At 73.8% G+C, this 26,557-nt stretch carries 22 protein-coding genes; 6 read left to right on the top strand and 16 right to left on the bottom strand.

Annotated features, from left to right (window positions below; translation table 11 throughout):
- Window positions 1–4: 4 nt before the first annotated feature.
- Window positions 5–823, top strand: coding sequence for an alpha/beta fold hydrolase (locus ACFZP7_RS27780; protein ID WP_030978472.1), 819 nt, complete (start codon window positions 5–7; stop codon window positions 821–823).
- 11 nt (window positions 824–834) lie between these two features.
- A complete protein-coding gene (hasP, locus tag ACFZP7_RS27775; RefSeq protein WP_385636452.1) occupies window positions 835–1,728 on the top strand; it encodes a 3-hydroxyasparagine phosphotransferase in 894 nt (297 codons plus the stop codon).
- Between the two features lie 67 nt (window positions 1,729–1,795).
- On the opposite strand, the gene ACFZP7_RS27770 is transcribed toward hasP, so the two are convergent.
- The 9 genes from ACFZP7_RS27770 to ACFZP7_RS27730 all read right to left on the bottom strand — a co-directional run bounded on the left by ACFZP7_RS27770 (window position 1,796) and on the right by ACFZP7_RS27730 (window position 12,191).
- The gene (locus ACFZP7_RS27770; protein WP_031021292.1) at window positions 1,796–3,646 is read right to left on the bottom strand and encodes an ABC transporter ATP-binding protein; all 1,851 of its coding nucleotides are present in this window, start codon (window positions 3,644–3,646) and stop codon (window positions 1,796–1,798) included.
- Window positions 3,647–3,685: 39 nt separating this feature from the next.
- On the bottom strand, window positions 3,686–4,687 hold the full coding sequence (locus ACFZP7_RS27765; protein WP_030978470.1) for a clavaminate synthase family protein: 1,002 nt from the start codon (window positions 4,685–4,687) through the stop codon (window positions 3,686–3,688).
- 182 nt (window positions 4,688–4,869) lie between these two features.
- The gene (locus tag ACFZP7_RS27760) at window positions 4,870–5,673 is read right to left on the bottom strand and encodes a hypothetical protein (RefSeq protein WP_030978468.1); all 804 of its coding nucleotides are present in this window, start codon (window positions 5,671–5,673) and stop codon (window positions 4,870–4,872) included.
- A 54-nt stretch (window positions 5,674–5,727) separates the two neighbouring features.
- Window positions 5,728–6,945 (bottom strand): FAD-dependent monooxygenase, encoded by a 1,218-nt coding sequence (locus tag ACFZP7_RS27755; RefSeq protein WP_385636448.1) that lies wholly within the window; start codon window positions 6,943–6,945, stop codon window positions 5,728–5,730.
- A gap of 30 nt (window positions 6,946–6,975) precedes the next feature.
- Window positions 6,976–7,962: a beta-ketoacyl-ACP synthase III gene (locus tag ACFZP7_RS27750; protein ID WP_385636445.1), complete on the bottom strand. Its 987-nt coding sequence runs from the start codon at window positions 7,960–7,962 to the stop codon at window positions 6,976–6,978.
- The gene (locus ACFZP7_RS27745) at window positions 7,959–9,686 is read right to left on the bottom strand and encodes an acyl-CoA dehydrogenase family protein (RefSeq protein WP_385636443.1); all 1,728 of its coding nucleotides are present in this window, start codon (window positions 9,684–9,686) and stop codon (window positions 7,959–7,961) included. The genes ACFZP7_RS27750 and ACFZP7_RS27745 overlap by 4 nt, the downstream gene beginning before the upstream one ends.
- A 128-nt stretch (window positions 9,687–9,814) precedes the next feature.
- Window positions 9,815–11,035 (bottom strand): beta-ketoacyl-[acyl-carrier-protein] synthase family protein, encoded by a 1,221-nt coding sequence (locus tag ACFZP7_RS27740; protein ID WP_019331097.1) that lies wholly within the window; start codon window positions 11,033–11,035, stop codon window positions 9,815–9,817.
- The gene (locus ACFZP7_RS27735; RefSeq protein ID WP_127441473.1) at window positions 11,032–11,277 is read right to left on the bottom strand and encodes a phosphopantetheine-binding protein; all 246 of its coding nucleotides are present in this window, start codon (window positions 11,275–11,277) and stop codon (window positions 11,032–11,034) included. The genes ACFZP7_RS27740 and ACFZP7_RS27735 overlap by 4 nt, the downstream gene beginning before the upstream one ends.
- A 218-nt stretch (window positions 11,278–11,495) precedes the next feature.
- Window positions 11,496–12,191, bottom strand: a complete 696-nt coding sequence (locus ACFZP7_RS27730) for a hypothetical protein (protein WP_385636441.1) — start codon at window positions 12,189–12,191, stop codon at window positions 11,496–11,498.
- A 259-nt stretch (window positions 12,192–12,450) separates the two neighbouring features.
- Here ACFZP7_RS27730 and ACFZP7_RS27725 point away from each other — a divergent pair, with 259 nt between their 5' ends.
- From ACFZP7_RS27725 to ACFZP7_RS27710, 4 genes are all read left to right on the top strand, one after another.
- Window positions 12,451–13,308: a TetR family transcriptional regulator C-terminal domain-containing protein gene (locus tag ACFZP7_RS27725; protein WP_385636439.1), complete on the top strand. Its 858-nt coding sequence runs from the start codon at window positions 12,451–12,453 to the stop codon at window positions 13,306–13,308.
- A gap of 63 nt (window positions 13,309–13,371) precedes the next feature.
- On the top strand, window positions 13,372–14,265 hold the full coding sequence (locus tag ACFZP7_RS27720) for a 3-keto-5-aminohexanoate cleavage protein (protein ID WP_385636437.1): 894 nt from the start codon (window positions 13,372–13,374) through the stop codon (window positions 14,263–14,265).
- Between the two features lie 39 nt (window positions 14,266–14,304).
- Window positions 14,305–15,291 (top strand): 3-hydroxyacyl-CoA dehydrogenase NAD-binding domain-containing protein, encoded by a 987-nt coding sequence (locus tag ACFZP7_RS27715; RefSeq protein ID WP_385636435.1) that lies wholly within the window; start codon window positions 14,305–14,307, stop codon window positions 15,289–15,291.
- Entirely contained in the window at window positions 15,288–15,767 is a 480-nt protein-coding gene (locus tag ACFZP7_RS27710) for a thioesterase family protein (protein ID WP_385636433.1), read from the top strand. The genes ACFZP7_RS27715 and ACFZP7_RS27710 overlap by 4 nt, the downstream gene beginning before the upstream one ends.
- A gap of 140 nt (window positions 15,768–15,907) precedes the next feature.
- On the opposite strand, the gene ACFZP7_RS27705 is transcribed toward ACFZP7_RS27710, so the two are convergent.
- The 7 genes from ACFZP7_RS27705 to ACFZP7_RS27675 form a co-directional block, all read right to left on the bottom strand.
- A complete protein-coding gene (locus ACFZP7_RS27705; RefSeq protein WP_385638529.1) occupies window positions 15,908–18,244 on the bottom strand; it encodes an SWIM zinc finger family protein in 2,337 nt (778 codons plus the stop codon).
- 404 nt (window positions 18,245–18,648) lie between these two features.
- On the bottom strand, window positions 18,649–21,630 hold the full coding sequence (locus ACFZP7_RS27700; RefSeq protein ID WP_385636431.1) for an SNF2-related protein: 2,982 nt from the start codon (window positions 21,628–21,630) through the stop codon (window positions 18,649–18,651).
- Between the two features lie 100 nt (window positions 21,631–21,730).
- Window positions 21,731–22,312 carry a hypothetical protein gene (locus tag ACFZP7_RS27695; RefSeq protein ID WP_019330186.1) on the bottom strand — a complete coding sequence of 194 codons (582 nt, stop codon included), beginning with the start codon at window positions 22,310–22,312 and terminating at the stop codon, window positions 21,731–21,733.
- Window positions 22,309–23,457, bottom strand: coding sequence for an ROK family glucokinase (locus ACFZP7_RS27690; RefSeq protein WP_019330185.1), 1,149 nt, complete (start codon window positions 23,455–23,457; stop codon window positions 22,309–22,311). The genes ACFZP7_RS27695 and ACFZP7_RS27690 overlap by 4 nt, the downstream gene beginning before the upstream one ends.
- 139 nt (window positions 23,458–23,596) lie before the next feature.
- Entirely contained in the window at window positions 23,597–24,388 is a 792-nt protein-coding gene (locus tag ACFZP7_RS27685; RefSeq protein WP_385636428.1) for an ATP-binding cassette domain-containing protein, read from the bottom strand.
- Window positions 24,385–25,431: an ABC transporter permease gene (locus ACFZP7_RS27680; protein WP_385636425.1), complete on the bottom strand. Its 1,047-nt coding sequence runs from the start codon at window positions 25,429–25,431 to the stop codon at window positions 24,385–24,387. Before ACFZP7_RS27680 ends, ACFZP7_RS27685 begins: the two co-directional genes overlap by 4 nt.
- On the bottom strand, window positions 25,428–26,432 hold the full coding sequence (locus ACFZP7_RS27675; RefSeq protein WP_030978436.1) for a sugar ABC transporter substrate-binding protein: 1,005 nt from the start codon (window positions 26,430–26,432) through the stop codon (window positions 25,428–25,430). The genes ACFZP7_RS27680 and ACFZP7_RS27675 overlap by 4 nt, the downstream gene beginning before the upstream one ends.
- Window positions 26,433–26,557 lie beyond the last annotated feature (125 nt).

Here is a 26,557-nt window from a genome sequence, read left to right as displayed (position 1 = left end):
CGCCATGCCTGTCATCACCGTCAACGACATCAGGATCAACTACTACGACAGCGCGCCGCCCGGGGGTGAGCGCTCGGCGCCCGCCGTGCTGCTCGTCATGGGCTCGGGCGGCAGCGGCCGGGCCTGGCACCTGCACCAGGTGCCCGCCCTGGTGGCCGCCGGCTTCCGGGTGATCAGCTTCGACAACCGGGGCATCGCCCCCAGCGAGGAGTGCCCGGGGGGCTTCGGCATCGACGACCTGGTCGCCGACACCGCGGCCCTCATCGAGGAACTGCGCCTCGGCCCCTGCCAGGTGGCGGGCATCTCCATGGGCGCGCACATCGCCCAGGAGCTGGCACTGTCCCGGCCCGACCTCGTCGACCGGCTGGTGCTGATGGCGACCCGGGCCCGCCCGGACGCCCTGCGCGACGCGCTGTGCCGCGCGGAGATGGAACTGTACGACCAGGGGGTCCGGTTGCCCGCCGCCTACGAGGCGGTCGTCCAGGCCATGCAGAACCTCTCGCCCCGCACCCTCGACGACGACCGGCAGGCCCGCGACTGGCTCGACGTGCTGGAGCTGACCCGGGTGTCCGGGGCGGGGCACCGGGCCCAGCTCGGGGTGGGCGTGATGCCCGACCGGCGCGAGGCCTACCGCGGCATCCGGGCCGCCACCCGGGTGATCGCTTTCCAGGACGATCTGATCGCCCCGCCCCACCTGGGCCGGGAGGTCGCCGACGCGATCCCCGGCGCCGAGTACGAACTGGTGCCCGACTGCGGGCACTACGGATACCTCGAGTCACCGGACGCGGTGAACAAGAGCCTCGTCGAATTCCTGCGCCGGTGAAGGAGAACGCGTTGAAGACCGAGTCAGAGGCCGCCCTGACGCCCGCCGACCGGCACCTCGTCGGGCTGGCCCTGGAGGTGTGCCCCGGCTTCGCCCCCGGTGAGGTCGTCTACCGCAGCCGCACCTCCCTGGTGGTCGGGGGCACTCTGGACGGGGTGGAGGCGCTGGCCAAGGTGCGCACACCCGACTGGCGGCGCCAGTGCCTGCGTGAGATCGACACGTACGACCTGTTCGACGCGGTGCCCCCGCCGGTGCCGGTGCCGCGGCGGTTCGCCTCCGACAAGGAGCGCGCCGTGCTGGTCATGGAGCGGCTCGCCGGGGAGGTGCTGGCGCCGGACCGGTTCCCGGTCACGCCCGTCTCCCCCGAGGACCTGGCCGGGGTGCTGGCGGCCGTGGAGCGGCTGCGGCACTGGCGGCCCGCGCCGGCCGAGGGCTGGTCGGTGGACTACCGGGGGATGCTGGACGGCGTGCGCGCCCAGGGTGTCTTCGACGACGATCACTGGACCTCGCTCCTCAGGCTCCTGGAACTGTCCGGACCGCCGCGCGAGTTCGGCCACGGCGACCTGGTGCTGGCCAACGTGGTCCGCAGCCGGGGCCGGGAGGTGCTGATCGACTGGGCGAGCAGCGCCCTGTACCTGCCCTGCCTGGACCTCGCCCAGCTCTGGATGCTGCTCGGGGACGTGCCCGGTGCCCGGGCGCGGATCGAGGTGGCGGTGGCCGAACGCGCCGACGAGCGGGACGGGATGATGCCGTTCCTGGTGAACCTGACGCTGCTGCTCTACCGCGAGCGCCGTGCCCACCGGCGTTTCACCGACGACGCCTCGCGGGCCCGGGCGGTACGGCTCGACGCCGCCTGGGAACTGACCCGGCACCGTGTCCGGCAGTGCCTGGCGACGGCCGGCTGACCGGCACACGGCACACGCGGAGGGGCCTCCCGGTGATTTCACCGGGAGGCCCCTCCGCGTGTGGGGGTTACTGGATGAGCAGTTGGTGGCTGGCCAGCTCCCGGTAGAGGGGGCTGGTGCCGGTCAGTTCCTCGTGGCGGCCCGCGGCGACGACCTCGCCGTGTTCCAGGACGACGATCTGGTCGCTGTCCACGACGGTGGAGAGCCGGTGGGCGACCACGAGCAGGGTCCGGTCGGCGGTGACGGTGCCGATGGCCTCCCGCATCAGGGCCTCGTTGCGGGCGTCGAGGTTGCTGGTCGCCTCGTCGAGCAGCATGATCGGCGGCGCGGCGAGGAAGGTGCGGGCCAGGGCGAGCCGCTGCCGTTCGCCGCCGGACAGCAGGACGCCGCCCTCGCCGACCTCGGTGTCCAGGCCCTGCGGCGCCCGCTCGATGACGCTCAGGAGGTTGACCGAGCGCAGCACCTCGCGCATGTCGTCGTCGGTGGCGTCGGGTGCGGCGAGGGACAGGTTGTCGCGGACGGTGCCGGCGAGGACCGGCGCCGACTGCTCCACGTAGCCGAGGCGCCGGCGCAGGTCTCGGCGCGGCAGGTCGCGTACGTCCGTGCCGCCGACCCGCACCACGCCGGAGGTGGCGTCGTAGAAGCGTTCCACCAGGGACAGCAGGGTGGACTTGCCCGCTCCGGAGGGGCCGACCAGGGCGGTGCGGGTGCCGCGGGGGACGGTGAGGGACACGTCCCGCAGGACCGTCTCGCCGTTGTCGTAGCCGAAGCTGACCCGGTCGAACTCGATCGCGGGCGGCACTCCGGCACCGGCGTCGGCTGCGGGTTCGGGCCGGGTCCGCTCCCGCACGGTCAGCGTCCTGGCGGCGGCGCTGTCGGTCTCCTGCGGCAGGTCCACCATCTCCTCGATGCGCTGGAGGGCGCCGAGTCCGGACTGGAGCCGGGAGTAGGCGGTCAGCGCGCGGCCGAGCGGGAACCAGAGCATGAACAGGAACAGGACGAACGCGACCATGTCACCGACCTGGATGGCGCCGCTGGCCACCCGGGCGCCGCCCAGGCCGAGGACCACGAGGAAGGCCACCTGGATGGTGGTCGACGTGATCGGGTTGATCATCGCCTGGAGGCGGGCGATGCGCATGCCCGCGCGGTACGCCTCCTGGGCGTAGCCGTCGACGGCGTGCCCCTCGCGTTCCTCGGCGCCGCTGGCGCGGATCGTGCGGACGGCGGAGATGGCGCGCTCCACGGCGGACGTCATCTCCCCGATGCGGTCCTGGGCGTCGCGGGAGGCTCCGCGCACCCTGCGGGAGAGCCCGACGACGGCGAGGACGCCGAGGCCCAGGCCGAGGGCGGTGGCCGCGAACAGGGTGGGGTCGATCAGGCACATCATGAGCGCGGAGCCGCCGACCATGACGACGTTGGTGACGGTGTCGAACAGGCCGGAGGTGACCACCGCGCGCAGCATCGTGGTGTCGGCGCCGACCCGGGAGAGCATGTCGCCGGTCCGGCGCCGGTCGTACTCGGTGATGGGCAGCCGCAGCAGCCGGGCCACCAGTCGGCGGCGGGCGGTCAGGACCAGCCCTTCGGCGGCCCGCTGGAGCAGGTAGTCGCGGACCCCGCCGAGCACGGCGACGACGATGAGGACGCCGACGAGCAGGGCGACCAGCCGGCCCACCGGCCGGTCCGCCTCGATGTCGGTGAGCACGTCGCGGGTGAGCACCGGCTGGCTGAGGGTGAGCAGGGTCACCGCCAGCGAGAGCACCGCGACGATCCCCAGCGTCGGCCAGTAGCCCTGGAGATACGGGAACAGGGAGCGCAGTCCGACCTTCCGGGCGGACGGGGCCGGTGGCCCGGGTTCCGGCACGCTCTTCGCCCCGGCTTCCGGAGCGGGCGGTCGCTCCCTGGTCTGCGTGCTCGTCATCGGACTCCTACTCCTGTTTCACTGCTGGGGCTTCGCCGGTCAGGCGGGCTGTGGCGCTTCTCCGAGCACGTAGCCGTCGGCCGGGCGCAACGCGCGGGAGCGGCGCAGGTCGGTCAGTACGAAGGTGCGCTGGAGCCAGCGGTCGGTGCCGTCGTAGCGCGGGGTGAACTCGGTGCGGCCGTGGACGGTGACGCGGTTGTCGACGATCGCCAGTTCGCCCGGTACGAGGCGGTGGGTGGTCGCGGTGGCGTCGAAGCGGTCCTGGAGCTCCCGCAGGGCCTCGGCGGCGCGTTCGGTGACGGGTTCGGTGGCCGCCAGGTCCACCCGGAGGTCGGGGTCCGAGGGGTCGCCGAGGAGGACGGGGCCGGCGGCCTCGCCGGGTCCGCTCAGGTTGAAGGAGGGCGGGGGCGCGGTGATGAACTCCGGTGCCCACAGGGCGTCCACGGTACGGTCGGAGAGCAGCGGGAGCACCCGCCGGACGCAGGCGGTACGCAGGCCCGCCCGGCCCGTGGGGTCGGCCCGCAGGCACAGCAGCATCACGAAGTCGGGGCGGTGGTCGTGGAAGGCGTTCTCGTTGTGGAACGTCAGCAGGGTGGAGCCGGCGTTGCCCTGGAACTCCTCCATCCCCGGAACGGGGACGACGTCCTGGACGAGGGCCCCGTTCTTCTCCGGACGGAACGCGCCGGGGTCGCCCAGTCCGCAGGCCACCGTCAGCAGCACGGCGGCGCCCAGCGAGGGCTCGCGCTGCACGGAGCCGTTGACCGCCGGGGTCGGCGGCAGCCCCATGGAGTCGACCGGCAGTCCCCGCAGCAGCATGCTGCCGTCCGGTCCCGAGTCCCGGCGGAACTCGGAGAGTTTCTTGCGCAGGGTCGCGGGCCATTCGTGCCAGGCGTTCCTGGCCGCCTCGACCCATTCGGCGTCGTCGGGCCGCCCGGTCGCCTGTGTGGCGAGTTTCCAGGCTATTTCCTCGACGAGTTCCGCGTCCGACTGGTTCAGCGTCACGTCGTAGCGCGGCGCCGACCGCGCGGCATTCGCAGCCATTGTCAGAGCCTCCGTCGGCAGTCATTTTGTGTGCACTCGTGACGCTATGGGCCGCCGTTATCGGCCGCGTATCGAGTGAGCATGAGCGGAAATCCCGTCTCCGGCGGGCACCGAGCGCGCCGTCTTGCTGACGACGCGCTCCGGGTCGGCGAGGGTCGCGCGCCGCGCCCGCGGGGCGTCCGTCAGCTCATGCCTTCGGGGAGCGGGTAGGACAGGAAGTCGCGGTCGAGCTGACGCACGCTGCGCGGCAGCCACTTGACGGCCTCACGGACCACCACCTGACGCGGCAGCGGCTCCTTGACCTCCGTCTGGGTGGGCTTGGCGATGGTCTGCAGGGCCCATGCCATCGCGTTGACCGGGGCCATCCGCTCCCAGCGGTGGCGGCTGATGTCCAGCAGCATCATGGAGCGCATGAAGATGAACCAGATGTGGTAGCCGGGCGGCGGGTTGCCGTTCATGGTGTGTACCGGGCGCTCCCGGCGGGGGTCGTAGAGCACACCCTGGGCGAAGTCCGCGAAGGCGCTGACGATGCCGCGGCCGCCGGGCCGGTAGTAGGTGTCGAAGACGCCGAGCTGGGCCTTGGAGAGCACGGCGAGCGGGCCCTTGATGGGGGTGACGTACTCGATGAAGTTGTGCGGGTAGTCGCTGGTGGCCGCCATCGCCATCCAGGCGTCGAAGATGGCCCGCTCCCAGCCGTCGCCGAGCGCGGTCTCGATGTCGGTGAACGCCTGCTCCAGCTCCGGTCCCACGTGGTAGAGCGTGGTCTCGTCGAACATGTACCAGAGCTCGTTGGCGCGGCGGTCACCGAGCATGCCGGGTACGTCGGGGAAGTCGTCGCCGCGGCCGCGGTGCGGACCGGCCGGCCGCTCGGCGGCACCCGCCGGACCGGCGCCCAGGAGGCCGCCGCCGGCGCCGAGGCCGACGGCCGCGACGGTGCCGAGGGTGGTGGTCATCAGCCGTCGTCGGCCGAGGTTGTCGTGCGACATGATTTCTCCTTGGGTTCTCTCGCGCGGGCAGGGACGGAAGCTCGAAGAGGGGGTTCAGTGGGGCGCCGGCGGCAGCGGCGGAAGGCCGGCCTCGGCGTCGTGCCGCTGGATCCAGGACACGTCACGGACGAGGGACGACATCGTCCCCGTGGACTCGCCGCCGTCCTCCTCGGGACGCAGCCGCTGCGAGCCGCCGCCGCGGGAGCCGAGCTGGACGCGGGTGGTGTGCGGACGGCGGACGCCGTCGTAGGCGTCCAGCGCGTCCGCGATCAGCCCACGGCGGACGGCGGTCGAGGACGCGACGCGGGCCGGCGCGTCCAGGCAGTGCGCGAGGACCGCCGCGTCCTCGACGGCCTGGCTGACACCCTGGCCGTGGTGGGGCAGCATCGGGTGGGCGGCGTCACCGAGCAGGGTGACGGCGCCGCTGCTCCAGCGGGCCAGCGGCTCACGGTCGTACAGCGCCCAGCGGCGGGTCTCGCGCACCGCGGCGACCAGCGACTTGACGTCGGGGTTCCAGCCGTCGAAGCGGGCGGCCAGCTCGTCCGGTTCGCCACGAGCGCTCCACGACTCCAGCCGTCGGCGCGGGTCGGGCACGACGGCCACGAAGGTGAGGAACTCCCCGCCGCGCACCGGGTAGACCAGCATGCGGGCGTCCGGCCCCGCCCACACCAGCAGGGTGTCGCCGGGCAGGGCGGGCACCTGATCGCGGGCGACGACGCCGCGCAGGGCACTCTGGCCGGAGAAGACGGCGGTGTCGGGCCCGGCGAGGGTGCGGCGCACCAGCGAGTGGGCCCCGTCCGCGCCGATCAGCACGTCGGCCTCGGCGGTGGAGCCGCCGGCGAACTCCAGCCGGACCTCGCGCCCGGTGTCGGTGAACCGTTCGAGCCGGTGCCCCGGCCGGACGACGCCGGACGGCAGCGACTCGCCGAGCACGGTGTGCAGGTCGGCCCGGTGGATCGTGTAGTACGGCGCCCCGAACTCGGCCAGCCACTCCTCCCCCATCGGCTGCCGCACCAGGGTGCCCCCGTGCGACCAGTCCCGCACCTCCATCCCCGTGGGCCGTACGCCGAGCGCGCGCAGCCGCTCGCCCAGGCCCCAGCGTTCCAGGAGGCGGCTGCCGTTGGGGCCCAGGTGCATGCCCACGCCGGTCTCCCTGGGCTTTGGCGCCTGCTCGAAGACGCGTACCTCGTGGCCTTTCCGGGTCAGGGCGAGGGCGGCGACGAGTCCGCCGATGCCCCCGCCGACGACCGCGATCCGCAGCTTCGGCACCACGTGTCCCTTCTGCTCGTGGGCTCGGTCCGGTCAGCTCCGCTGGTCCTGCACGGGTTCGGCGCCCGACCAGACGACGGCGGCGGAGCCCCAGGTGAGACCGCCGCCGAAGGCGGTCAGCAGCAGCCGGTCCCCGGAGCCGATGCGCCCCTCGGCCGCGGCGTCGGCCAGGGCGAGGGGGATGGAGGCGGCCGCCGTGTTGGCCACGTCCGCGATGTTCGTCACCACCCGCTCCCGGGGCAGACCGAGGCGCTTGGCCACCGAGGTGAGGATGCGGAGGTTCGCCTGGTGTCCGACGAAGGCGTCCACGTCCGCCAGGTCCCAGCCCGCGTGCGCGGCCACCGAGCGCGCGGACTCCGTCATGGTGGTCACGGCGCGGGTGTAGACGTCGCTGCCCCTCATCGTGAGGTACTCGCCCTGCGGCGGGATGGTGATCAGGTCGTCGCCGGTGCCGTCGCTGCCGAGTTCGGTGTGGAGCACCGCGCCCGGCTCGCCGGTCCGGCCGCGCTCGAGGAGCACGGCGCCCGCGCCGTCGCCGAAGATCACGGCCGTGCCCCGGTCGCCGGGGTCCACGATCGAGGAGTAGACGTCCGCGCCGATGACCAGGGCCCGCTCACAGGTGCCCGCGGTGATCATCGCGTCCGCCACGGACAGCCCGTACACGAAGCCGGAGCAGACGGCGGACAGGTCGAACGCGGCGGCCCGCAGCCCGAGCCGGGACGCCACCCGGGGGGCGGTGGCGGGGCAGCGCCGGTCCGGTGTGGTGGTGGCGAGGAGGACGAGGTCGCAGTCGTCGCGTCCGGCGGACTTCAGCGCGGCGGCCCCCGCGGTCACGGCGAGGTCCCCCGTGGAGGTCCCGGCGGACACCCGGTGACGGCGTTCGATGCCGGTGCGGCTGTGGATCCAGGCGTGGTCGGTGTCCAGGTGCCGGGACACCTCGTCGTTGGTGATCACGGTCTCCGGCAGGCAGGTGCCCAGACCGGTGACGACGGCGCCGACGCGGTCGTTCGCCGCGGTCACGCGCGTACTCCTGCCTGGACGGCGCCGGGGACGGGACCGGTTCCGGCGTGGGCCGCGGCCGCATGCCGTTCGGCGAAGTCCGGATGGGCGATGGGCGCGCTGATCAGTCCCTCGGGCACCGCCAGTTCCCGCAGCAGCGCCCCGGCGTCGAGGGACGCGCCGGCCGCCTCGTGGCGGGCCGCCTCGAAGCCGAGGAGCGCGTCCTGGCCGAGGATCCCGGCCCGCAGACCGGTCAGCGCGTGTTCCAGCACGCAGGCCGCCGCGTACTGCCCGAGCAGCCGCTCGGACAACGGGGTCGCGGCCTGCCGGGCCCAATGGCCGATCGCCAGCAACTGGTGGACGGCACGGCTCCACCGCGCGCTGGCCTCGCCCGCTCCGTCGCGCTCCACCCGGTCGAGCAGGGCGTCGCAGACGGCCCGGAGCACCCGGGCGGCGTCCAGGCGCGCGGCTCCGGCCACCGCCTCGTCGAGCACCCTGTCGAAGTCCTCGCGGTGGCGCAGGGCGAAGCGGGTCGCCTGGTAGCCGAGGACGGTGTTGTCGCCGCCGAAGGTGACGGCGATCTCGTAGTCGTGCAGCAGGGGCGCGATCTGGTTCGCGTCGTGGTAACCGAGCCCGCCGCACAGCTCCCGAGTCTCGGCGAGGGTCTGCCGGGCGTCGCCGGTCGAGCCGGACTTCCCGCAGGAGATCAGCGCGTGCAGCACCTGGTCGCGGGCCGGTGCGCCGTGGGCGCTGCGGGCCACCGCGAGGTCCGACAGCGCCGCCATGGCGTGCCGGGCGGCCAGCGAGCGGCCCACGGCGGCCGACAGCCGCATGCGGTAGTGCTCGTGGCCGAGCAGCGGTCTGCCGAAGGTCTGCTTGACGGCCGCGAACCGGGTGGTGATCGCGCAGGCGAGCAGTTGCGCGTACGCCGCGCCCACCGAGGGGAAGAGCCGCTCGTGCGTGAAGGTGGCCAGGCACTCCTCGAACCGCCGGTGGCGCGGCAGCGGTGAGCGGTAGGTGCCCTCCTCGTCGATCGACGCCCAGCGGTTCATCAGGGCGGAGAGGGGGAGCCGGTGGTCGGTGAAGGTCAGTACGCCGGTCTGGTTGGCGGTGACACCGCCCTTCGGTTCGGCCCGCCCGATGCGCACGCCGGGCAGCACCGCGCCGTCCGCGCGCAGCGGAACACGCAGCCAGTGGTGTCCCTCGTCCCGCCCGCCGACCTCAAGCCGGCTCAGCACCATGGCCACGTCGCCGGTGTGCAGGCTGTTGCCGGTCCACACCTTGCTGTCGGCCGGCCGGGGGGTGTTGAGCACCAGGGACCGGTCCCGCGGGTCGTACACCGCGATGGTCCGCACCTGCTTCAGGTCGGAGCCGGCGAGCAGTTCGGAGCCCGCGAAGCAGTACATCCGCTCCATCGAGTCGATCTCCGCCGCCCAGGCGTCCAGTTGCTCCGGACCGGCGTGGCTGAGCAGCGCGTCACCGGCGATCTGGTGCGACACCAGGACGTTGAGCAGGGACAGGTCGTACGCGCCGATCCAGCCCATGGTGCGCAGGAACTCCGGGAAGCGGGCGCTGTCACCACGCCCGAGCCACAGGGAGTTGGCCGCGAACCCGGCCCCGTTGAGAAGCCTCGCCCGGCGCAGCGTCAGCAGGCTGTAGTCGAGGAGGGTCAGGTCGTCCGGTCGGATGGTGGCGAACTCGGGCCCGGAGAGGACACGGGCCAGTTCTTCTTCGCGTTGCGTCATGGACTCTCCAGGGGGTGGCCGCTCGGACCGGGGCGGTGTGACGGGGTGCCGGCCGGCCCGGCAGTGCGGCCGCGCGTTGTGTGGGGGCGCGTTGTGCGGGGCGCGTTGTGTGGGGGCGCGTACGTGGGTCAGGCGGCGTCCAGCACCAGGGCGCAGTTGCTGCCGCCGAATCCGAAGGAGGTGCTGACGGCGACGCTCCCTCCGTGTCGGCGGGGGCCGCCGAGGACCAGGTCCAGGTCGGGCAGGCCGGGATCGGCCCGCTCGGTGTGCGCGATGGGCGGCAGGATGCCGCTGCGCAGGCTGCGCAGGGTGAGGACGGCCTCGATGGCGCCGGCCGCGCCGAGGGTGTGGCCGAGCAGGCCCTTGTTCGCGGTGACGGCCGGGCCGTGCGGGAAGAGGCGGGCGATGAGCCGGGCCTCCGTCCGGTCGTTCTGCGGGGTGGAGGTGCCGTGCGCGTTGACGGAGGTCACGTCCCCCACCGTCATGCGCGCCGCCGCCAGCGCCTGTTCGACGGCTGCCGCGGCGCCCGCGCCGTCCGGGCGGGGGGCCGTCGGGTGGTGGGCGTCGGAGGTGTCGGCGTGGCCGAGCAGCCGCCCCAGCACGTCCGCGCCCCGGGCGCGCGCCTTGGCCGGCTTCTCCATGACGACGGCCGCGGCGCCCTCCGAGATCACGAAGCCGTCGCGGTCGGCGGCGAACGGCCGGGACGCGTCGGTCGCCTTCTGCTCCGACAGCGCGCCCATGCGGGCGAACCCGGAGACGACCAGGGGGGTGACGGCGGCGTCCGTACCGCAGGCGACGACCGTGTCGCAGAGACCGGCGTCCAGCAGTGTCTTGCCGAGCCCGAACGCCGAGGCGCCCGAGGCGCAGGCGGCGGCCACGGTGTGTGCCGGCCCGGTGATCCCGTACCGCGCGCCGATGGTCCCGGCCGCCATGTTGATCAGGGCCCGGGGATGCAGATACGGCGACACCATGCCCGCGCCCTGCCGCTCCATCCGCAGATGCTGCTCGTCGTGCGTGGTCACGCCCCCGAAGGCACTGCCCACGACGATGCCGACCCGGCTGCCGTCCCAGCTGCCCGGATCCAGCCGCGACTGGGCCAGCGCCTCCTCCACGGCCACCAGGGCGAACCGGATGAAGGGATCGGTACGGGCGGTCCCGCGCCCGGTCAGCTGCCCCGGCCGCAGCGCGGGCACCCGCAGACTGTGCCAGGCGCCGGTACCGGCCAGCGGCTCCGGGTCACCGCTCTCCAGGGAGTCGGCGGCACACATCGCCTCCCAGGTCGAGTCGGCGTCGGTACCGGCCGGCGTCACCAGTCCGGCACCGGTGATGGCGACGGGCCCCTCGGTCACGCCGCTTCCAGTCCCGCGCCGGCCAGCGAGACGACTTCCGCCACGGTGAGGTCCGCGACCCGCGTCTCCTCACCGCCGAGGTCCACGCCGGTCTCCTCCTTGATCCGCACGATCAGCTCGGCCACGGCCAGCGAGTCCAGGTCCAGGTCCCGCAGCAGGGCGCCGTCCGCGATGTCCGCCGGGTCCACTTCCAGGTCCTCGGCCAGAATCCCGTGCACAACCGACTTGGGGTCCGTACTCATGGGCGTTCACCTCTGGGGCTCAGGGTTGATTCCACACCTCGAAACGAGATCGGGCTCCACTGTGCTGGCGGCGGATATGGGGGTCGTATCGCGCCGTTATCCTCCTCCACCGGGACCCCGGCCGGGTGGTGGCTCTGTCGGTCTGACCAGATGAAAGGCTTTTCGGGCAGCACACCGTAGGAGGCCCCGGGCCGTCCCGCGCGGGTGTCGTCCGCCCGCTACGGCGTAGGTGACGGGCCCTGGTGGGCGGACTGCTCTGCGGGTGTGAACGGGCCGGTCGTGGGGGCCACGCACATGTCGACGACGGTCTGCTCGCCGGCCGCGGACCCGTTCAGGCAGAGCCGTCCGCCTCGGTCGCGCAGGTCGAGGGAGAACCGTGTGGTCGTACCGGACCGCTCGAGGCCGTGGATGCGCTCGTCGATGTAGCCGAGGTCGTTCAGGATTGTCCTGACCTCGGTGGGGGTGGGGTCGGTCAGGTCCCACAGCGCCTCGGCGATGCGCTGTTCGTGTCGGACGCCCGCGCACCAGTCGCGGGCGTTCAGCTCCACTTCCGGCCCCGCCGTGGGGGCGAGGGGCTCGATCGGGTCGCTCGGCGGTGTTTCCCCCGGACCGGGAGTCGAGGGCTCCGCCGGACCGGGAGTCGAAGGCTCCGCCGGACCGGTCGGCGGCGCCTCCGGCGCGGCGCTGGGCGGGCACGCGTGCGCGACCTCGTCCAGCATCTTCGTGAAGGCGGCGCCGGGCCGGTCTCCGGCGGTGTCGGCGTGCGTGCTCGGCGGTCCGTCGGCGCCCGCCCTCTCCGTCTTCTCCGTACCGCAGGCGGGCACCGTCACGAGGGTGAGAGCCGCGAGCGCCAGCGGGAGCCACAGGCGGCGCGGGGAGCGGGTGACCGTGGCGGGCGGGACCAGGTTCGTCATGTGCCGAGTCTGCGATCGGGCCACCGCCCCCGCGTGAGTGCGCGTACTCACGCGGAGGGGGACGGGGTGCTCAGTCGGGTCTTCACGTCGCGTGGCAGCCGGGCCTTCCGGTCGAGCGAGGGGTCGCGGACCGCCGGGGAGCGGATCGGTCCGGGTACTGACTGATGTGCCGGTCAGGATCTCAACAACGGCTTGAAAACTGGAGCGCGCGCTGCGGTGGTGTTGAGTTTTTCGCAACGTCTGCCTAGGGTCGTGGACCGTGGAAGCCGACGACGTCCTCGACAGCGCACCGACCGCCGACACCGCCGCTCGCGTCCGCGAGGTCATCGCGGCCGCGGGCGTCAGCCAGCGGGAGTTCGCGCGCCGGGTCGTCATGGATCCGTCCAAGCTCTCGCGTTCGCTCAGCGGCACCCGCCGCTTCACGGCCGCGGAGCTGGCACGGATCGCCGACGAGGGCCGGGTCGACGCGGGCTGGCTGCTCGGCACCCGGACCCGTGAGGTGGCCACGGCGCCGGCCGTCACCGTCGAGGGAGGCCGTCCGCTGCAGATCGTCCGTGAGACGGTCCGGCTGATCGCCGAGCACGGCTTCCACGCGGTGCGGGTCGCCGACATCGCCCGCGCCTGCGCCACCAGCAGTGCCGCGATCCACTACCACTTCCCGGGCCGCGCCGAACTCCTGGAGGCGGCCGTGCGCTGGTGCATGGACGAGGACACCGCCCGCCGTGCCGCCCTCCTCGCCGAGGCGGACGACGCGGCGGCGGAGCTTCGGCAGCTCATCGCGCTGCAGACGCCGCGCACCGAACAGCAGCGCCGCCAGTGGGCGGTCTGGCTCGACCTGTGGGCCGAGGCCGCGCGCTCCACGGCGGTGGGCCGACTGCACTCCGAGTACTACCGGCAGTGGCGGGAGACCGTCGCCGACGTGGTGCGCCGAGGTGTCCGGCAGGGCGTGTTCCGGGCCGAGGTCGACCCGCAGGCGGCGGCGCTGACGCTGACCGCGCTGATCGACGGCCTGGCGACACACGTCCTCTCGGTGAGCGGTCCGGCGTCCGCCGCGGCGGCGGACGCGATGCACGCGGCACTGACCGCCCACGTCGACCACACGATCCTGGCCGAGTAGCCACAGGCCACAGACCACCGAAGCACGAAGTCCCCCCACCCCGCCCTTTCGGGAGGTTCCCGCATGCCCATGACCGAGAACGTCATCATCACCTGCGCGCTCACCGGCGCCGGCGACACCGTCCGCAAGAGCCCGCACGTCCCCGTCACCCCGGAGCAGATAGCCAGGAACGCCGTGGAGGCGGCCGCCGCCGGGGCGGCGGTCGTCCACATCCACGTACGCGACCCCGAGACCGGCGATCCGTCGCGCGACCCGAAGCTGTACCGGGAGGTCGTCGAGCGCATCAAGGAGACCGGCACCGACGTCGTCATCAACCTCACCGCGGGGATGGGCGGCGATCTCGTCATCGACCCCGACGACCCGCTCACGCACCTCCCCGGCACCGACCTCGTCGGCGGGCTGGAGCGCCTCCCCCACGTCGAGGACCTGCTGCCCGACATCTGCACGCTGGACTGCGGCTCGCTCAACTTCGGCGACGGCTCGAACCTCTACGTCTCGACGCCCGACATGCTGCGCGCCGGGGCGCGGCGCATCCAGGAACTGGGAGTGCGGCCCGAGCTGGAGATCTTCGACACGGGTCACCTCTGGTTCGCCAAGCAGCTGCTCGCGGAGGGACTGCTGGACGACCCGACCGTGTTCCAGCTGTGCATGGGCATCCCGTGGGGCGCCCCGGCGGATCCCGGAGTGCTCCAGTCGATGGTGAACATGCTGCCGGTCGGCGCGCGTTGGGCCAGCTTCGCGCTGGGCCGGATGCAGATGCCGTGGGTCGCGCAGTCCATCCTGCTCGGCGGGCACGTCCGCGTGGGCCTGGAGGACAACCTGTACCTCGGCAAGGGCAACAAGGCGACCAACGCCCAGCTCGTCGAGCGCGCCGTGACCATCACCGAGTCGATCGGCGCACGCGTCGCGACACCGGACGAGGCCCGCGCCACCCTCGGCCTCAAGCCGCGCCAGTAGCCCTCCCTCCGCGACGACGACGAAGGACCTGCCTCTCTCATGCACTCATCCGAGACGACCACCCCCGGGACGACCTCCCCCGAGAACGTCCGCCGCGTCGCCTGTGTCGGCGCCGGAGTCATCGGCGGCGGCTGGGCCGCCCACTTCCTGGCGCGCGGCTACGACGTCACCGCCTGGGACCCGGCGCCCGACGCCGGCCCGAAGCTGCGCCGCCTGGTCGACGCGGCGTGGCCGGCGCTCACCTCGCTCGGCCTCGCCGAGGGCGCTTCCACCGACCGGCTCACCGTGACCGACACCCTGGAACAGGCGGTGGTCGACGCGCAGTTCGTCCAGGAGAGCGCGCCCGAGAAGCTCGACCTCAAGCGCGATCTGCTGGCCCGTCTGGACGCGGCGACGCCGCCCGGCGTCGTCATCGCCTCCTCCACCTCCGGCTATCCGATGACCGACATGCAGACGGCGGCCGCGGACCCGTCGCGCCTGGTCGTCGGTCATCCCTTCAACCCGCCCTACCTCATCCCGCTCGTCGAGGTCGTCGGCGGCGAGCGCACCGACCCGGCGGCGGTCGCCTGGGCCTCCCGCTTCTACGAGGTCGCGGGCAAGTCCGTCATCACGATGGACCACGAGGTGCCGGGCTTCATCGCCAACCGCCTCCAGGAAGCCCTGTGGCGGGAGGCGCTGCACATGGTCGCGTCCGGCGAGGCGACGGTCCGGGACATCGACCTGTCGATCACCGAGGGGCCCGGGCTGCGCTGGGCGGTGATGGGGCCGATGCTGACCTTCGCCCTCGCGGGCGGCGAGGGCGGCATGGCGCACATGCTCGACCACTTTGGCCCGTCCCTGAAGTCGCCGTGGACGCGCCTCGAAGCTCCGGAACTGGACGAGGAGTTGTACGACGCCGTGGTGGCGGGCTGCGACGAGGCCGCGGACGGCCGCTCCATCGCCGACCTGGTGGCCGAGCGCGACCGGGGCGTCATCGACGTGCTGCGCGCCACCGGCCGGCTGCACCGCGAGGAGGACTCCCGATGACCCGGCTCCCGCTGTTCCACAGCACGGTCCGCGAGGAGTGGATCGACTACAACGGCCATATGAGCGAGGCCTTCTACGTCCTCGTCTTCGGCCATGCCACCGACGCACTGATGATCGGGACCGGCCTGGACTCCGGATACCGCGAGTCCACGGGCTGCTCCCTCTACACGGTCGAGTCCCACGTCCGTTTCCTCCGCGAGGTGCCCGCCGACGCCCACCTGGCCGTCCGCACACGGGTGTTGGGCGCGGCGGCGCGCAAGGCGCGCTTCGCGCACGAGATGTACGTGGTGCCCGAGCCGCAGGCCGAGCCGGTGCCCGACGCGGCGCCGGTGGCGACGACGGAGCTGCTGGCGCTCCACGTCGACCGGCGGACGGGCCGGGCCATCGCGTTCCCGGACGCGGTCCGGCACCGCTTCACGGACCTGGCCGAACCGGCTCCGGACTGGGCGGGACGCGCGATCGCCGCCGTCGCCTGAGAGGCACGGGACCCGGCCCGCGCTGGTCCGGCCGGCCCTCGGCTCGGCCACGCGCCGAGTCGGCCACGCACTCAGCCGTGCGCGGGCTGCCTGACCCTAGGCCGTCCGGTCAGGGACTGATTTGGTCAGAGGCCGTCTGGTCAGAGGCCGTCGGAGGCGCCCAGCCCGGTCAGGGCGCCGACCGGGTCGAGGTCCGGGGTGCCGCGCGGCCACCAGTCGTCGCGGCCCGGCTCCGACTCGTAGGCGTACCACAGCCCGGTCCGACCGAGGCGGAGCTGGACGTGGCCCACGGGGTGGGTGAGACGGTTGCGCCAAGGGCGGAAGGCGGGGAGGTCCGCGGCGAGCAGCAGAGGGCGGGCGCGGTCGAAGCGTCCGGCCGGCGGGTCCCATGCCTCCTCCAGTACCTCCAGGCCGTCGAGCCCGCCCTGGCGCCAGGCGGCCACGGCACGGGCCAGCTCCGCCGTGTCCCGGCCGGCGGCCGCGGCGAGGGACGCGTACAGCGTCCGGGTGCCGGCGGTGAGGCCGGAGCCCGGGCGGGCGGCGGCGAGACGGACGGCGTCCTGCCACAGCGTCAGGTCGCCGACCGGGTCGCGGCCCGTCGCCAGCAGGGCGTGCGCGCGGGCGGCGGCGTCGGTGGCCAGCTGGTCGAGCGCGAAGGGGTCCGGGCCGCCCGGGGCCGCCGGGTAGGCCGGGGGCTGTTCGGGGTGCGGGGGCACGGGCAGCGGCGCTGGGAGCGGCAAGGTGCGTGCCGCCAGCGCCTCGGACGCCCGGACGCCGGGCAGCGGCGCGGGCCCCCGGTCCTGGGCGGCGCGTGCGGAGCGCGCCGCGTTTCTGCGGGACAGGTCGTCGAGCAGGGTGCGTTCGCCTCGGCCGCGCAGCAGGAGCAGGACGAACGGGTCGGCGTCGAGCAGACGTGCCGTCTGGTAACAGAGGGCCGCGGCGTGCTTGCAGGGGTGGCCGGAGTCGGGGCAGCTGCACTGCGGGGCGAGATCGCCGGGGCCGGGGAGCAGGGGGACGCCGCAGTCGGCCAGGGAGTGCGGCAGCTCCTTGTCGAGGAGGGCGGCGATGTGCCCGGGCCGTTCGACGGCGGCGTCCAGGAACGCCTCCCAGTCGCCGTCGCCGAGCGTCCGCAGGCGCACCTGGACCCGGTAGGGGCGGGGGCGGCTGCCCTGTACGTACGCGAGGACCAGGCCGGGCGTCACGGTGATCGCGTCGACGGTCCCCCGCTCGGCGTACACGCGGCCCCGGGCGAGCCGCGCGGAATCCAGGGCGCCCTCCTCCAGCGCGTCCACCCAGGCGTTGCCCCACCAGGTTTCGGCGAAGCCGTCCTGCCCCGACGGCCGGGGCGGCAGCGCCGGGAAGGTGCGGCGCAGCTCGCCGTCGCGGTCCGGGGCGGCCATGGAGCGGGGTGCGCGGGGCCGCGCGGGTGGCTCGGAGCGCGGGGAGGTGAGGGCTTCGCCGTACGGCTCCCGGTGCGGGGTCGGATACGAGGCCGCATGCGCGGGCCGGTGCGCGGAGCGGGCCGGCGCCGGTGCACGCTCCGGGTCCGGTGCTGGTGTCGGTGGGCGCTCCGGGTCCGGTGCCTGTGCCGATGCGCGCTCCGGGTCCGGTTCCGGTGCCGGTGAGCGCTCGGCTTCCGTTGCCGCCGGACGGTGCTGGAGCGGTGGGGTGTCCGACGGCGCGGGCCGGGTGGGCGGGTCGGCGGTGGCGGCCGGTGCGGTCTCCTGGTCCCCCGGAGCCGCGTCGGCGGGCTTGCCGGTGAGCGAGGGCTCTCCGGGGGACGTGGTCCGGCCGGGGGACGGCTCGTCCACCGCCGCGTCCGCCTCCGGAGGCAGCCGGAAGGCGTCCGCGACGAACTCCCGCACGGCACGGGCGCGGGCGTCGGCGGTGCGGGAACCCCCCGTACGCTGCCCGGCCCGGGCCGACCGGTCCGGCCGTCGAGACGTCGCCGTCCCCCCGGCCGTCGAGCCTGACCGCGCCTGCCGGCGGGCCGCCCGCAGCGCCTCACGCGCCGCGTCGCCGGGCCGGGCGTCCGCCGCACGACCGGAACGGCGGTCGGAGCGGCCGGAGCCGTCGGTCTGCTCGGTGACCGCCGTCCCGTCCGGGGTCACCTGCCGAGCGGGCCGGGTGCCCTCCTCGGAGCGGTCGTCCTCCGCCTCCCGCTCTCCGGGCGGGGCCGACAGGGCACCCGGGGGCGCGTCAGGCTGCCCCGTCGCGCGGCGCGCGGTGCGGGCGTTGCGCAGCGCCTCGCGTGCGATGTCACCGGGGCGCGGCCCTGACCGCTCCGCACCTTTCCCGCGGTCCTCGTCCCGTCCCTGGCCCTGGCCCGGCGGCTGTGACCCGCCCGGTCCGTGGTCCGCGGCCCGGGCCTGGGCCTCGCCGTCAGCCTGAGCCTCGTCCTGGGCCAGGACCTCGCCCCTCCCCCGCGCGTAGTCCTGGTCCCGGCGCTCGTGGTCCTGGTCCCGGCCCTGCGCCACGTGAGGTCCGTGCCCACGCTCCTCACCCTGACCGGGGTCCCGCCCCTGCGCCCGTTCCCGGCCCGGCTGCGGCCCGGGGTCCCGCTCCGGTGCCCCGCCCGGCTCCTTACCGTCCCGGCGCCCGCTCTGTTCGCGATCATGGACCCCGTCTCGGTCCCGCTCCGGACCCGGACCCGGGCCGGAGTCGGGGTCAGGGCCAGAGTCGGAGCCGGAGTCGGCGACGTGGGCACGGGCCTGCTCGGGCGACCGCGTCGCCGGGGCGTCCTGGCCGACGCCGGGCTCGGTGACCGCGTCGGCGTCAGTGTCGACGTCCTCGCCCGTGGCGGCCGCCCTGCCCTTGCCCGCTCCGGTGAGGTCCCGGGCCTCGCGCAGGGCGCGGCGGGCTTCGTCGGCGGGGCGGGGGGTCATGACGGCCTCCGCAGGGACACCAGGTCGGACAGTTCGCGGGCGGTGAGTTCGGTGAGCGCCGACTCGCCGGAGCCCAGGACCGCGTCGGCCAGCGCCCGCTTGGAGCGGAGCATGTCGGCGATGCGGTCCTCGACCGTCCCCTCGGTGATCAGCCGGTGCACCTGGACCGGCTGGGTCTGGCCGATGCGGTAGGCGCGGTCGGTGGCCTGCTCCTCGACGGCCGGGTTCCACCAGCGGTCGAAGTGCACCACGTGGCCGGCGCGGGTGAGGTTGAGGCCGGTCCCGGCGGCCTTCAGGGACAGGACGAGGACGGGGACCGCCCCGCTCTGGAAGCGGTCCACCATCCGCTCGCGCTCGGGCACCGGCGTACCTCCGTGGAGCAGGTCGACGGGGACCGCGCGGGCGCGCAGGTGGGAGACGATCAGGCGGGCCATGCCCACGTACTGGGTGAAGACCAGGACCGAGCCGTCCTCCGCGAGCACCGTGTCCAGCAGCTCGTCGAGGAGGGCGAGTTTGCCGGAGCGGGCGGTCAGCCGGTCGGCTCCTCCCGGTGCGGTCTCCTCCTTCAGGAACAGCGCGGGGTGGTCGCAGATCTGCTTGAGCGAGGTCAGCAGCTTGAGGACCAGGCCACGGCGGCCCATGCCCTCGGCGGCCTCGATGGCGGCCATCGACTCGCGCACCACCGCCTCGTACAGCGCGGCCTGCTCGCGGGTGAGCGGCACGGGGTGGTCCGTCTCGGTCTTGGGCGGCAGCTCCGGGACGATGCCCGGGTCGGACTTCCTGCGGCGCAGCAGGAAGGGGCGGATCAGCCGGGCCAGGCGCTCCACCGCCTCCTCGTCCTCCCCGTTCTCCACGGCGCGGGCGTGCCGGGCGCGGAAGGACTTCAGCGGGCCGAGGAGGCCGGGGGTGGTCCAGTCGAGCAGCGCCCACAGCTCGGAGAGGTTGTTCTCCACGGGTGTGCCGGTCAGTGCCACCCGGGCCGGGGACGGGATCGTGCGCAGGGCCTTGGCCGTCGCGGAGTACGGGTTCTTCACGTGCTGGGCCTCGTCGGCGACGACCATCCCCCAGGGCCGCTCGGCCAGCGTCGCGGCGGCGGAGCGCATCGTGCCGTACGTGGTGAGGACGAAGCCGCCGGTCAGGTCGTCCAGGGTGCGGTCCGGGCCGTGGAAGCGGCGGACGGGGACCCCGGGGGCGAAGCGGGTGATCTCCCGCTGCCAGTTCCCGAGGAGCGAGGCCGGGCAGACCACGAGGGTCGGCTCCGTGCGGGCCCGCTTCAGGTGCAGGGCGATGACGGTGACCGTCTTGCCGAGGCCCATGTCGTCGGCGAGGCAGCCGCCGAGGCCGAGGGAGGTCATGAGGTCGAGCCAGGCCAGGCCGCGCAGCTGGTAGTCGCGGAGCGTGGCGTGCAGACCGGGCGGCGCCTCGGCGGGGCCGGGCCCCGCGGTGAGCCGGTCGCGCAGCGCGGCCAGGGCGCCGACCGGCACCACCTCCACCGTCTCCCCGTCGGCCTCCGCGCTGCCGGTGAGGGCGACGGACAGCGCGTCGACCGGGTCGAGCAGGCCGAGCTCGCGCTTGCGGGCGCGGCGGACGAGGGCGGGGTCGACCAGGACCCAGCGGTCCCGCAGTCGCACCACCGGGCGGTGGGCCTCCGCGAGGGTGTCCATCTCGGCCTCGGTGAGCGGGTCGCCTCCGATGGCCAGCTGCCAGCGGAACTGGAGGAGGTCCTCGCTCTCGAAGAAGCCCGTGCCGTCCGTGGCGGAGCCGGGCGCGGGCCGGACCACGGCGGTCGCGGTGAGGTCCTGGGCGAGGTCGCGGGGCCAGTGCACGGCGACCCCGGCGGCGGAGAGCCGGCCGGCCGCCACCCCCAGCAGGTCGGTGACCTCCTCCTCGGAGAGGCTGAGGACGTCGGGCACGTCCTGCTCGGTGAGCCGGTCCAGCGGCGGCCAGACCCTGGCGGCACGCCGCACCGCGAGGGCGGCGTCCACGCGCGCGCGGGGGCCGAACGCGGCGTCCGCGGCGCCCGACCACAGGTCCGCGGCGTCGGCGACCAGGGTCGGGTCGGCGAGGCTGTGCACCTGGACGACCGCCGCCCCCGCGTTGCGCACGCCGGGGGTGCCGTCCGCGTCGAAGAGGTCGTACGCCGACAGGTCCAGGCGCAGGGAGATCCGCACCCCCGCGTCCATGCCGGCGGCGACCTCGGCCGCCCAGTCCTGGGCGCCGGGCAGGCGCTGGGCTTCACGGGCGGCGAAGGGGCGGCCCGAGGCGTGGGGGGCGGCGGGCGTGCGCGGCAGGGTGTCGGCGACCGCGTCCAGGAAGGCGCGGATCAGCGCTTCCGGCTCGGGCAGTCTGATGGGCCCCGGGCCGTCCAGCGGGACCGCGTGGCCCTCGGGGGGCAGCGCGGCGGCGACCGCCCGCAGGTGCGCGATGTCGTCGGGGTCCAGCGGGCCCGCCCGCCAGGCGTCGTGGCCGGTCGGTGTCAGGCCGGGCAGCAGGCGTCCGCGCGCGGTGAGCCGCAGGGCGTGCAGGGCGGCGGCGCCCCAGCAGGCGGTGGCGGGGTGGGCGGCCGGGTCGTGCCGGGCCCGCACCAGCAGGGGCAGGGCCTGTGCGAGGGGCAGCGTCAGCGCGGGCGTCGTCCGGCGCCGGACCCCGGCGCCGTGCCGGCGTACGACGGTCAGCTCCGTGAGCCGGGCGGCCGGGGTGTCCTCCCGCGGTGACGCGTCCACGGGGGTACCGGGCCCGGCGAGAGCGCCCAGGGCCCCGGTCTCCGTGAGGGTCGCGGCGTCGGACCCGTCCCCGGCGTCCCAGAACCCGATCCGCCCGTCGCGCGGAAGGGGCGCGGGCAGGAAGACGGCGGCCAGGCGCGGGGGGACCGACGGCGGGGCGGCCTCCGGCTGCCCGGAGCGCCCCCGCTCCCCCTGCCGCCCTCGCTCCGCGGCCCGTCCGGAGACCGGCGTGCCCGCCACGGCCACGTCGCTCATACGTACTGTCACCTCCCGCCCGCGTGCCCGATCAGATGTCTTCGACTCTACGGGCGGGGACTGACAATCGGCCCCGGCGGCCTGTCCGGGGCCCGGCCGCCTAGGGCACCGTGCGGGAGACGACGTAGACCATCGGGTAGTCCGGGTTCTCCATGTCGACCATGACGTCCTGGGTGGGCGCCGGGTTCCGCTGCTCGTTGACCAGGCCCCACCAGGAGCCGGACCCGCCGAACTCCCAGCCGGTGACCCGCTGGGCGCGGTCGCTGATGGCCATCTCGCCCCGTTTCAGGTCGTCCCGGTCGACGCCGAGCCCCGCCAGGAAGGCGTCGAGGCCGGCTTGGGTGGTCTCGAACTGGACGTAGAGGCGACTGGTCTTCCAGTTGTTGGTCTCGTAGTAGGCGACCTCTTCGGAGGGAACCGGGACGGGCACCTCGTAGATGCGGCGCTGGAGCTTGGACGGCCAGCCCTCGGTCATGCCGGTCGCCGCGTACTTCGCCTCCTTCTCCCGGCCGCTGTCGCGGCTCTGGTTGGCGGAGATGACGAGGTAGCCGGCCGGGATGCCGATGAGCAGCACGATGATGAGCAGGGTGAGCGACCGGCGGCGGATCATGTGCCGGCGGTCCTCGGCCGGGGGCCCCGGCTCGTCCGGGGGTCCGGCCTGGTGCGGCAGGGACTCGGTCACAGCGACTCCCGGGTCGTGCGGCGGGCCTCCGCGTACCGCTCGTAGCGCTCGTAGCGCTCCACCCGGCGCCGCTTGGCGCGACGGAACCGACGGGCGACCAGGCGGGCCAGGTCGGCGGCACCGACCATGCCGGCCTCGGGTCCGAGCTGGGCGCGGACGATGCGGGCCTCGGGGCGGTAGCCGCGGCCGGTGAGCTGGCGTTTGAAGGCGTCGCGGGCGGGGCCGATCAGCAGGTCGTCGGCGGCGCTGACCCCGCCGCCGATCACGAAGCAGGACGGGTCGAGGGCGGCGGCGAGGTTGGCGATGCCGACGCCGAGCCACTGGCCGATGTCCTGGAGCAGCTCGACGCACATGGCGTCGCCGTCGCGGGCCAGCTCGGTGATCATCGGGCCGGTGATGTCGCCGATGCTGCCCTTGACGTGCTCGATGATCCCGTACGCCACCGGCGAGTCGGCGGCGGCCAGCTCGCGGGCCTCCCTGACCAGGGCGTTGCCGGAGCTGTACTGCTCCCAGCAGCCGCGGTTGCCGCACGGGCAGCGGTGGCCGCCGGGGACGACCTGCATATGGCCGAACTCGCCGGCGACCCCGTACTTGCCGCGCTTGACCTGGCCGTCCTCGAGGATGGCGCCGCCGATGCCGGTGCCGAGCGTGATCATGACCAGGTGGTCCTCGCCGCGGCCGGCGCCGAAGCGCCACTCGGCCCAGGCGGCGGTGTTGGCGTCGTTGTCCACCAGGACGGGAACGGCCAGGCGGCCGGCGATGCGGTCGCGCAGCGGTTCGTTGCGCCAGGACAGGTGGGGGGCGAACAGGACGCGGTTGCGGTCGGCGTCGACCCAGCCGGCCGCGCCGATGCCGACGGCGTGCACGTCGTGCCGGTCGGAGAGGTCGAGGACCAGCTCGACGATGGTGTCCTCGACGACCTTGGGGCTCTTGGACTTGTCCGGGGTCTCCGTGCGGAGCTTCTCCAGGATGTTGCCGTCGGCGTCCACGACGCCCGCCATGACCTTCGTGCCGCCGATGTCGATGCCGACCGTGGGGACGCGGGGCGCCGTCAGGTGCGAGCGGCGCTCCCGGGTGCCCACGGTGCGCAGGACCGGGGCGCGGCGGGAGCCGATGGGGGCGGTGAAGTCGCGGTAGGTGCTCATCGGGTGCGATTGTGCCGCACGCTCACGCTGGGTGCCGAATGGGCAGGGGGCGGGCGGGACGGTGCGTTGCCGGAAGTCGACGCATCGTGCCTGGTCGCGCCCACACGGCGGAACCGTTCATCGACACCGCTCCGCGCCCCTAGCGGCGTTCCAGCTCGTGGCGTAGATCGTCCAGCTCGTTCCCGCCCGCCATCTGGCGGGTCAGCTCGTCCAGCGTGGTGTCCTCCCGCTCGTGGTTGCCCACCATCGTGCCGCGCTTCAGGAGGACGAAACGGTCGCCCACCAGGTACGCGTGATGCGGATTGTGGGTGATCAACACAACACCCAGACCCTGGTCCCGTGCCGCCGCCACGTACTTCAGGACGACGCCCGACTGCTTCACGCCCAGCGCCGCCGTCGGCTCGTCCAGCACCAGCACCTTGGCGCCGAAGTGCACCGCGCGGGCGATGGCCACGCACTGGCGCTCGCCGCCGGAGAGGGTGCCGATGGGCTGGTCGACGTCGCGGAGGTCGATGCCCATGCGCAGGAGTTCGGCGTGGGTGGTGCGGCGCATGTGGTCGACGTCCATGCGCTTGAAGGGCGCCACGCCCTTGCGGGGCTCGGAGCCCAGGAAGAAGTTGCGCCAGACCGGCATGAGGGGGACGACGGCGAGGTCCTGGTAGACCGTGGCGATGCCCCGGTCCAGGGCCTCGCGCGGGGAGGAGAGGCGGGTCTCCTCCCCGTCCAGGCTCAGCGTGCCGCCGTCGTGCTGGTGCAGACCGGCGATGATCTTGATGAGGGTCGACTTGCCCGCGCCGTTGTCGCCCAGCACGCAGGTGATCTCACCGGCGTGGACCTCCAGGGAGACCCCTTCCAGGGCACGGACGTTGCCGTAGTTCTTGCTGACGCCGGACAGCTCGACGAGCGCCGGACGGCTTTCGGTCTGCGTCACTTGGTGGCCTCCGCGCGCTTGCGGACCCAGGCGTTGAGCAGGGTCGCGAGGAGCAGCATCGCTCCGAGGAAGAACTTGAACCAGTCCGGGTTCCACTCGGCGAAGACGATGCCCTTGCTGGTCATGCCGAAGATCAGGGCGCCGACCGCCGAGCCGACCGCGCTGCCGTAGCCGCCGGTGATCAGACAGCCGCCGATGACGGCCGCGATGATGTAGATCAGCTCGTTGCCCACGCCCTCGCCGGACTGCACGACGTCGTACGAGAAGAGCAGGTGCTGGCCGGAGATCCAGGCGCCGAGGCCGACGCCCATGTAGAGGCCGATCTTGGTCTTGGTGACCGGGACGCCCACCGCGCGGGCGGCGTCCTTGTTGCCGCCGACCGCGAAGATCCAGTTCCCGGCGCGGGTGCGCAGCAGGACCCAGCTGGCGACGGCGACCAGGGCGAGCCACCACAGGATGGTGACCTTGAAGCCGACGCCGCCGACGGTGATCGTGGAGGCGAAGACCTCGCGGGCGGAGTCGAAGCCCTCCATGTCGGCGATGGTCTTGGTGGAGACGGTGCCGTCGATGAGCTTGGTGAAGCCCAGGTTCATGCCGGTCAGCATGAGGAAGGTGCCCAGCGTGATGATGAAGCTGGGCAGCTTGGTGCGGGTGAGCATGAAGCCGTTGAAGGCGCCGATGGCCAGGGTGACCAGCAGGGAGACGCCGACGCCGACCCAGACGTTGGCGGTCATCTGGTAGCTGAACATCGACGACACCAGGGCCGACGAGGTGACCAGGACGCCGGCGGACAGGTCGAACTCGCCGCCGATCATCAGCAGCGCCACGGGTACGGCCATGATGCCGATCGTCGAGGCGGCGTAGAGGACCGTGCTGAGGCTGGAGGCACGCAGGAAGCTGTCGGCGAAGAAGGCGAAGAAGACGAAGACCGCGATCGCGCCGACGACGGAGCCCAGCTCGGGGCGGCCGAGGAGTTTCCGCAGCGGAGAGGCGTGCAGAATCCTTTCGTCAGCGTCGGCGTCCTTGACCTGTGCGGCGCTCATCGGGTGCCTCGCCTGGTGTAGTCGGCCAGCTCGGCGGCGTCGTCCTTGGTGATGATCTGCGGCCCGGTGAGCACCGGGCGGCCGCCGCCGAGGACGTCGGCGTTGTACTTGTACAGCCACAGCAGGTCGACCGCCTCGTAGCCCTGGAGGTAGGGCTGCTGGTCGACGGCGAAGCCGAGGGAGCCGTCCTCCAGTCCGGCGGCCACCTTGGCGTTGAGGTCGAAGGTGTCGATCTCGGCCTTGCTGCCCGCGCCCTGCTTGGCCTTCACGGCGGTGTCGGCGTACGGCGCGCCGAGGGTGACGACGGCGTCGACGGCCTTGTCGGTCTGGAGCTTGGCCTCGATGGCGGACTGCACGTCCGGCATGCTGGTGCCGTTGACGTAGAGCCGCTGGACCTTGCCGTCGAAGGTCTTCTCCACGCCGTCGCAGCGCTGCTCGTGGCCGACGTTGCCCTGCTCGTGCAGGACGCAGACCGCCTTCTCGCGCCCGCGCTCGTTCAGCTCCTCGCCGACCGCCTCGCCGGCGATGGTCTCGTCCTGGCCGACGTGGGTGAGGGCGCCGAAGTCCTTGGACTCGGCGGAGCCGGAGTTCACGGTGATCACCGGGATGCCGGCCCGGCGCGCGCGGTCCAGGGCGGACTTCATCGCGGCGGGCTTGGCGAGGGTGACGATGATCCCGTCGACCTTCTTGTCGATGGCCGCGTTCACGAGCTGCGCCTGCTGCTGCGCCTCGTCGTCGTGGGAGTACAGGAAGTTGATGTTGTCCTTCACGGCGGCCTGCTCGGCGCCGCTCTGGACGATGTCCCAGAAGGTGTCGCCGTCACCCGAGTGGGTGATCATCGCGAAGGTCCAGCGGGGCGTGTTCACCGCGGCCTTCCCCTGGGCCGACGCGGCCTTGCGGGCGTCCTCGGCGCGCTTGCCTCCCGTGCTGCTGCAGCCGGCCAGGGACAGCGACAGTGCCCCTGCCAGCGCGATGCCCACCCATGTCCGAAACCGTGCCACGAGGCCGTGCCCTTCTTGCTGTGCCGTGCTGTGCGTGCCGGGTCCCGCGGCAGCCCGACCGGGCTCCGGAAACCACAAACGCCCCATTGTCCGACATGGCGAACGAGCCTCTGGCGCCGGGGAGC

The organism is Streptomyces sp. SudanB5_2050, assembly GCF_964272335.1.
In the GTDB taxonomy this organism is placed as follows: Bacteria; Actinomycetota; Actinomycetes; order Streptomycetales; family Streptomycetaceae; genus Streptomyces; species Streptomyces rochei.
The sequence above is the reverse complement of the archived record's forward strand: the minus strand, read 5'-3'. Positions and strand labels throughout refer to the sequence as shown.

Excerpts from the sequence above, each read along its gene's own strand:
- ACFZP7_RS27780 (WP_030978472.1), top strand. The coding sequence starts at position 5 with ATGCCTGTCATCACCGTCAACGACATCAGGATCAACTACTACGACAGC.
- ACFZP7_RS27770 (WP_031021292.1), bottom strand. The coding sequence starts at position 3,646 with ATGACGAGCACGCAGACCAGGGAGCGACCGCCCGCTCCGGAAGCCGGG.
- ACFZP7_RS27765 (WP_030978470.1), bottom strand. The coding sequence starts at position 4,687 with ATGGCTGCGAATGCCGCGCGGTCGGCGCCGCGCTACGACGTGACGCTG.
- ACFZP7_RS27760 (WP_030978468.1), bottom strand. The coding sequence starts at position 5,673 with ATGTCGCACGACAACCTCGGCCGACGACGGCTGATGACCACCACCCTC.
- ACFZP7_RS27745 (WP_385636443.1), bottom strand. The coding sequence starts at position 9,686 with ATGACGCAACGCGAAGAAGAACTGGCCCGTGTCCTCTCCGGGCCCGAG.
- ACFZP7_RS27735 (WP_127441473.1), bottom strand. The coding sequence starts at position 11,277 with ATGAGTACGGACCCCAAGTCGGTTGTGCACGGGATTCTGGCCGAGGAC.
- ACFZP7_RS27730 (WP_385636441.1), bottom strand. The coding sequence starts at position 12,191 with ATGACGAACCTGGTCCCGCCCGCCACGGTCACCCGCTCCCCGCGCCGC.
- ACFZP7_RS27720 (WP_385636437.1), top strand. The coding sequence starts at position 13,372 with ATGCCCATGACCGAGAACGTCATCATCACCTGCGCGCTCACCGGCGCC.
- ACFZP7_RS27715 (WP_385636435.1), top strand. The coding sequence starts at position 14,305 with ATGCACTCATCCGAGACGACCACCCCCGGGACGACCTCCCCCGAGAAC.
- ACFZP7_RS27710 (WP_385636433.1), top strand. The coding sequence starts at position 15,288 with ATGACCCGGCTCCCGCTGTTCCACAGCACGGTCCGCGAGGAGTGGATC.
- ACFZP7_RS27700 (WP_385636431.1), bottom strand. The coding sequence starts at position 21,630 with ATGAGCGACGTGGCCGTGGCGGGCACGCCGGTCTCCGGACGGGCCGCG.
- ACFZP7_RS27690 (WP_019330185.1), bottom strand. The coding sequence starts at position 23,457 with ATGAGCACCTACCGCGACTTCACCGCCCCCATCGGCTCCCGCCGCGCC.
- ACFZP7_RS27680 (WP_385636425.1), bottom strand. The coding sequence starts at position 25,431 with ATGAGCGCCGCACAGGTCAAGGACGCCGACGCTGACGAAAGGATTCTG.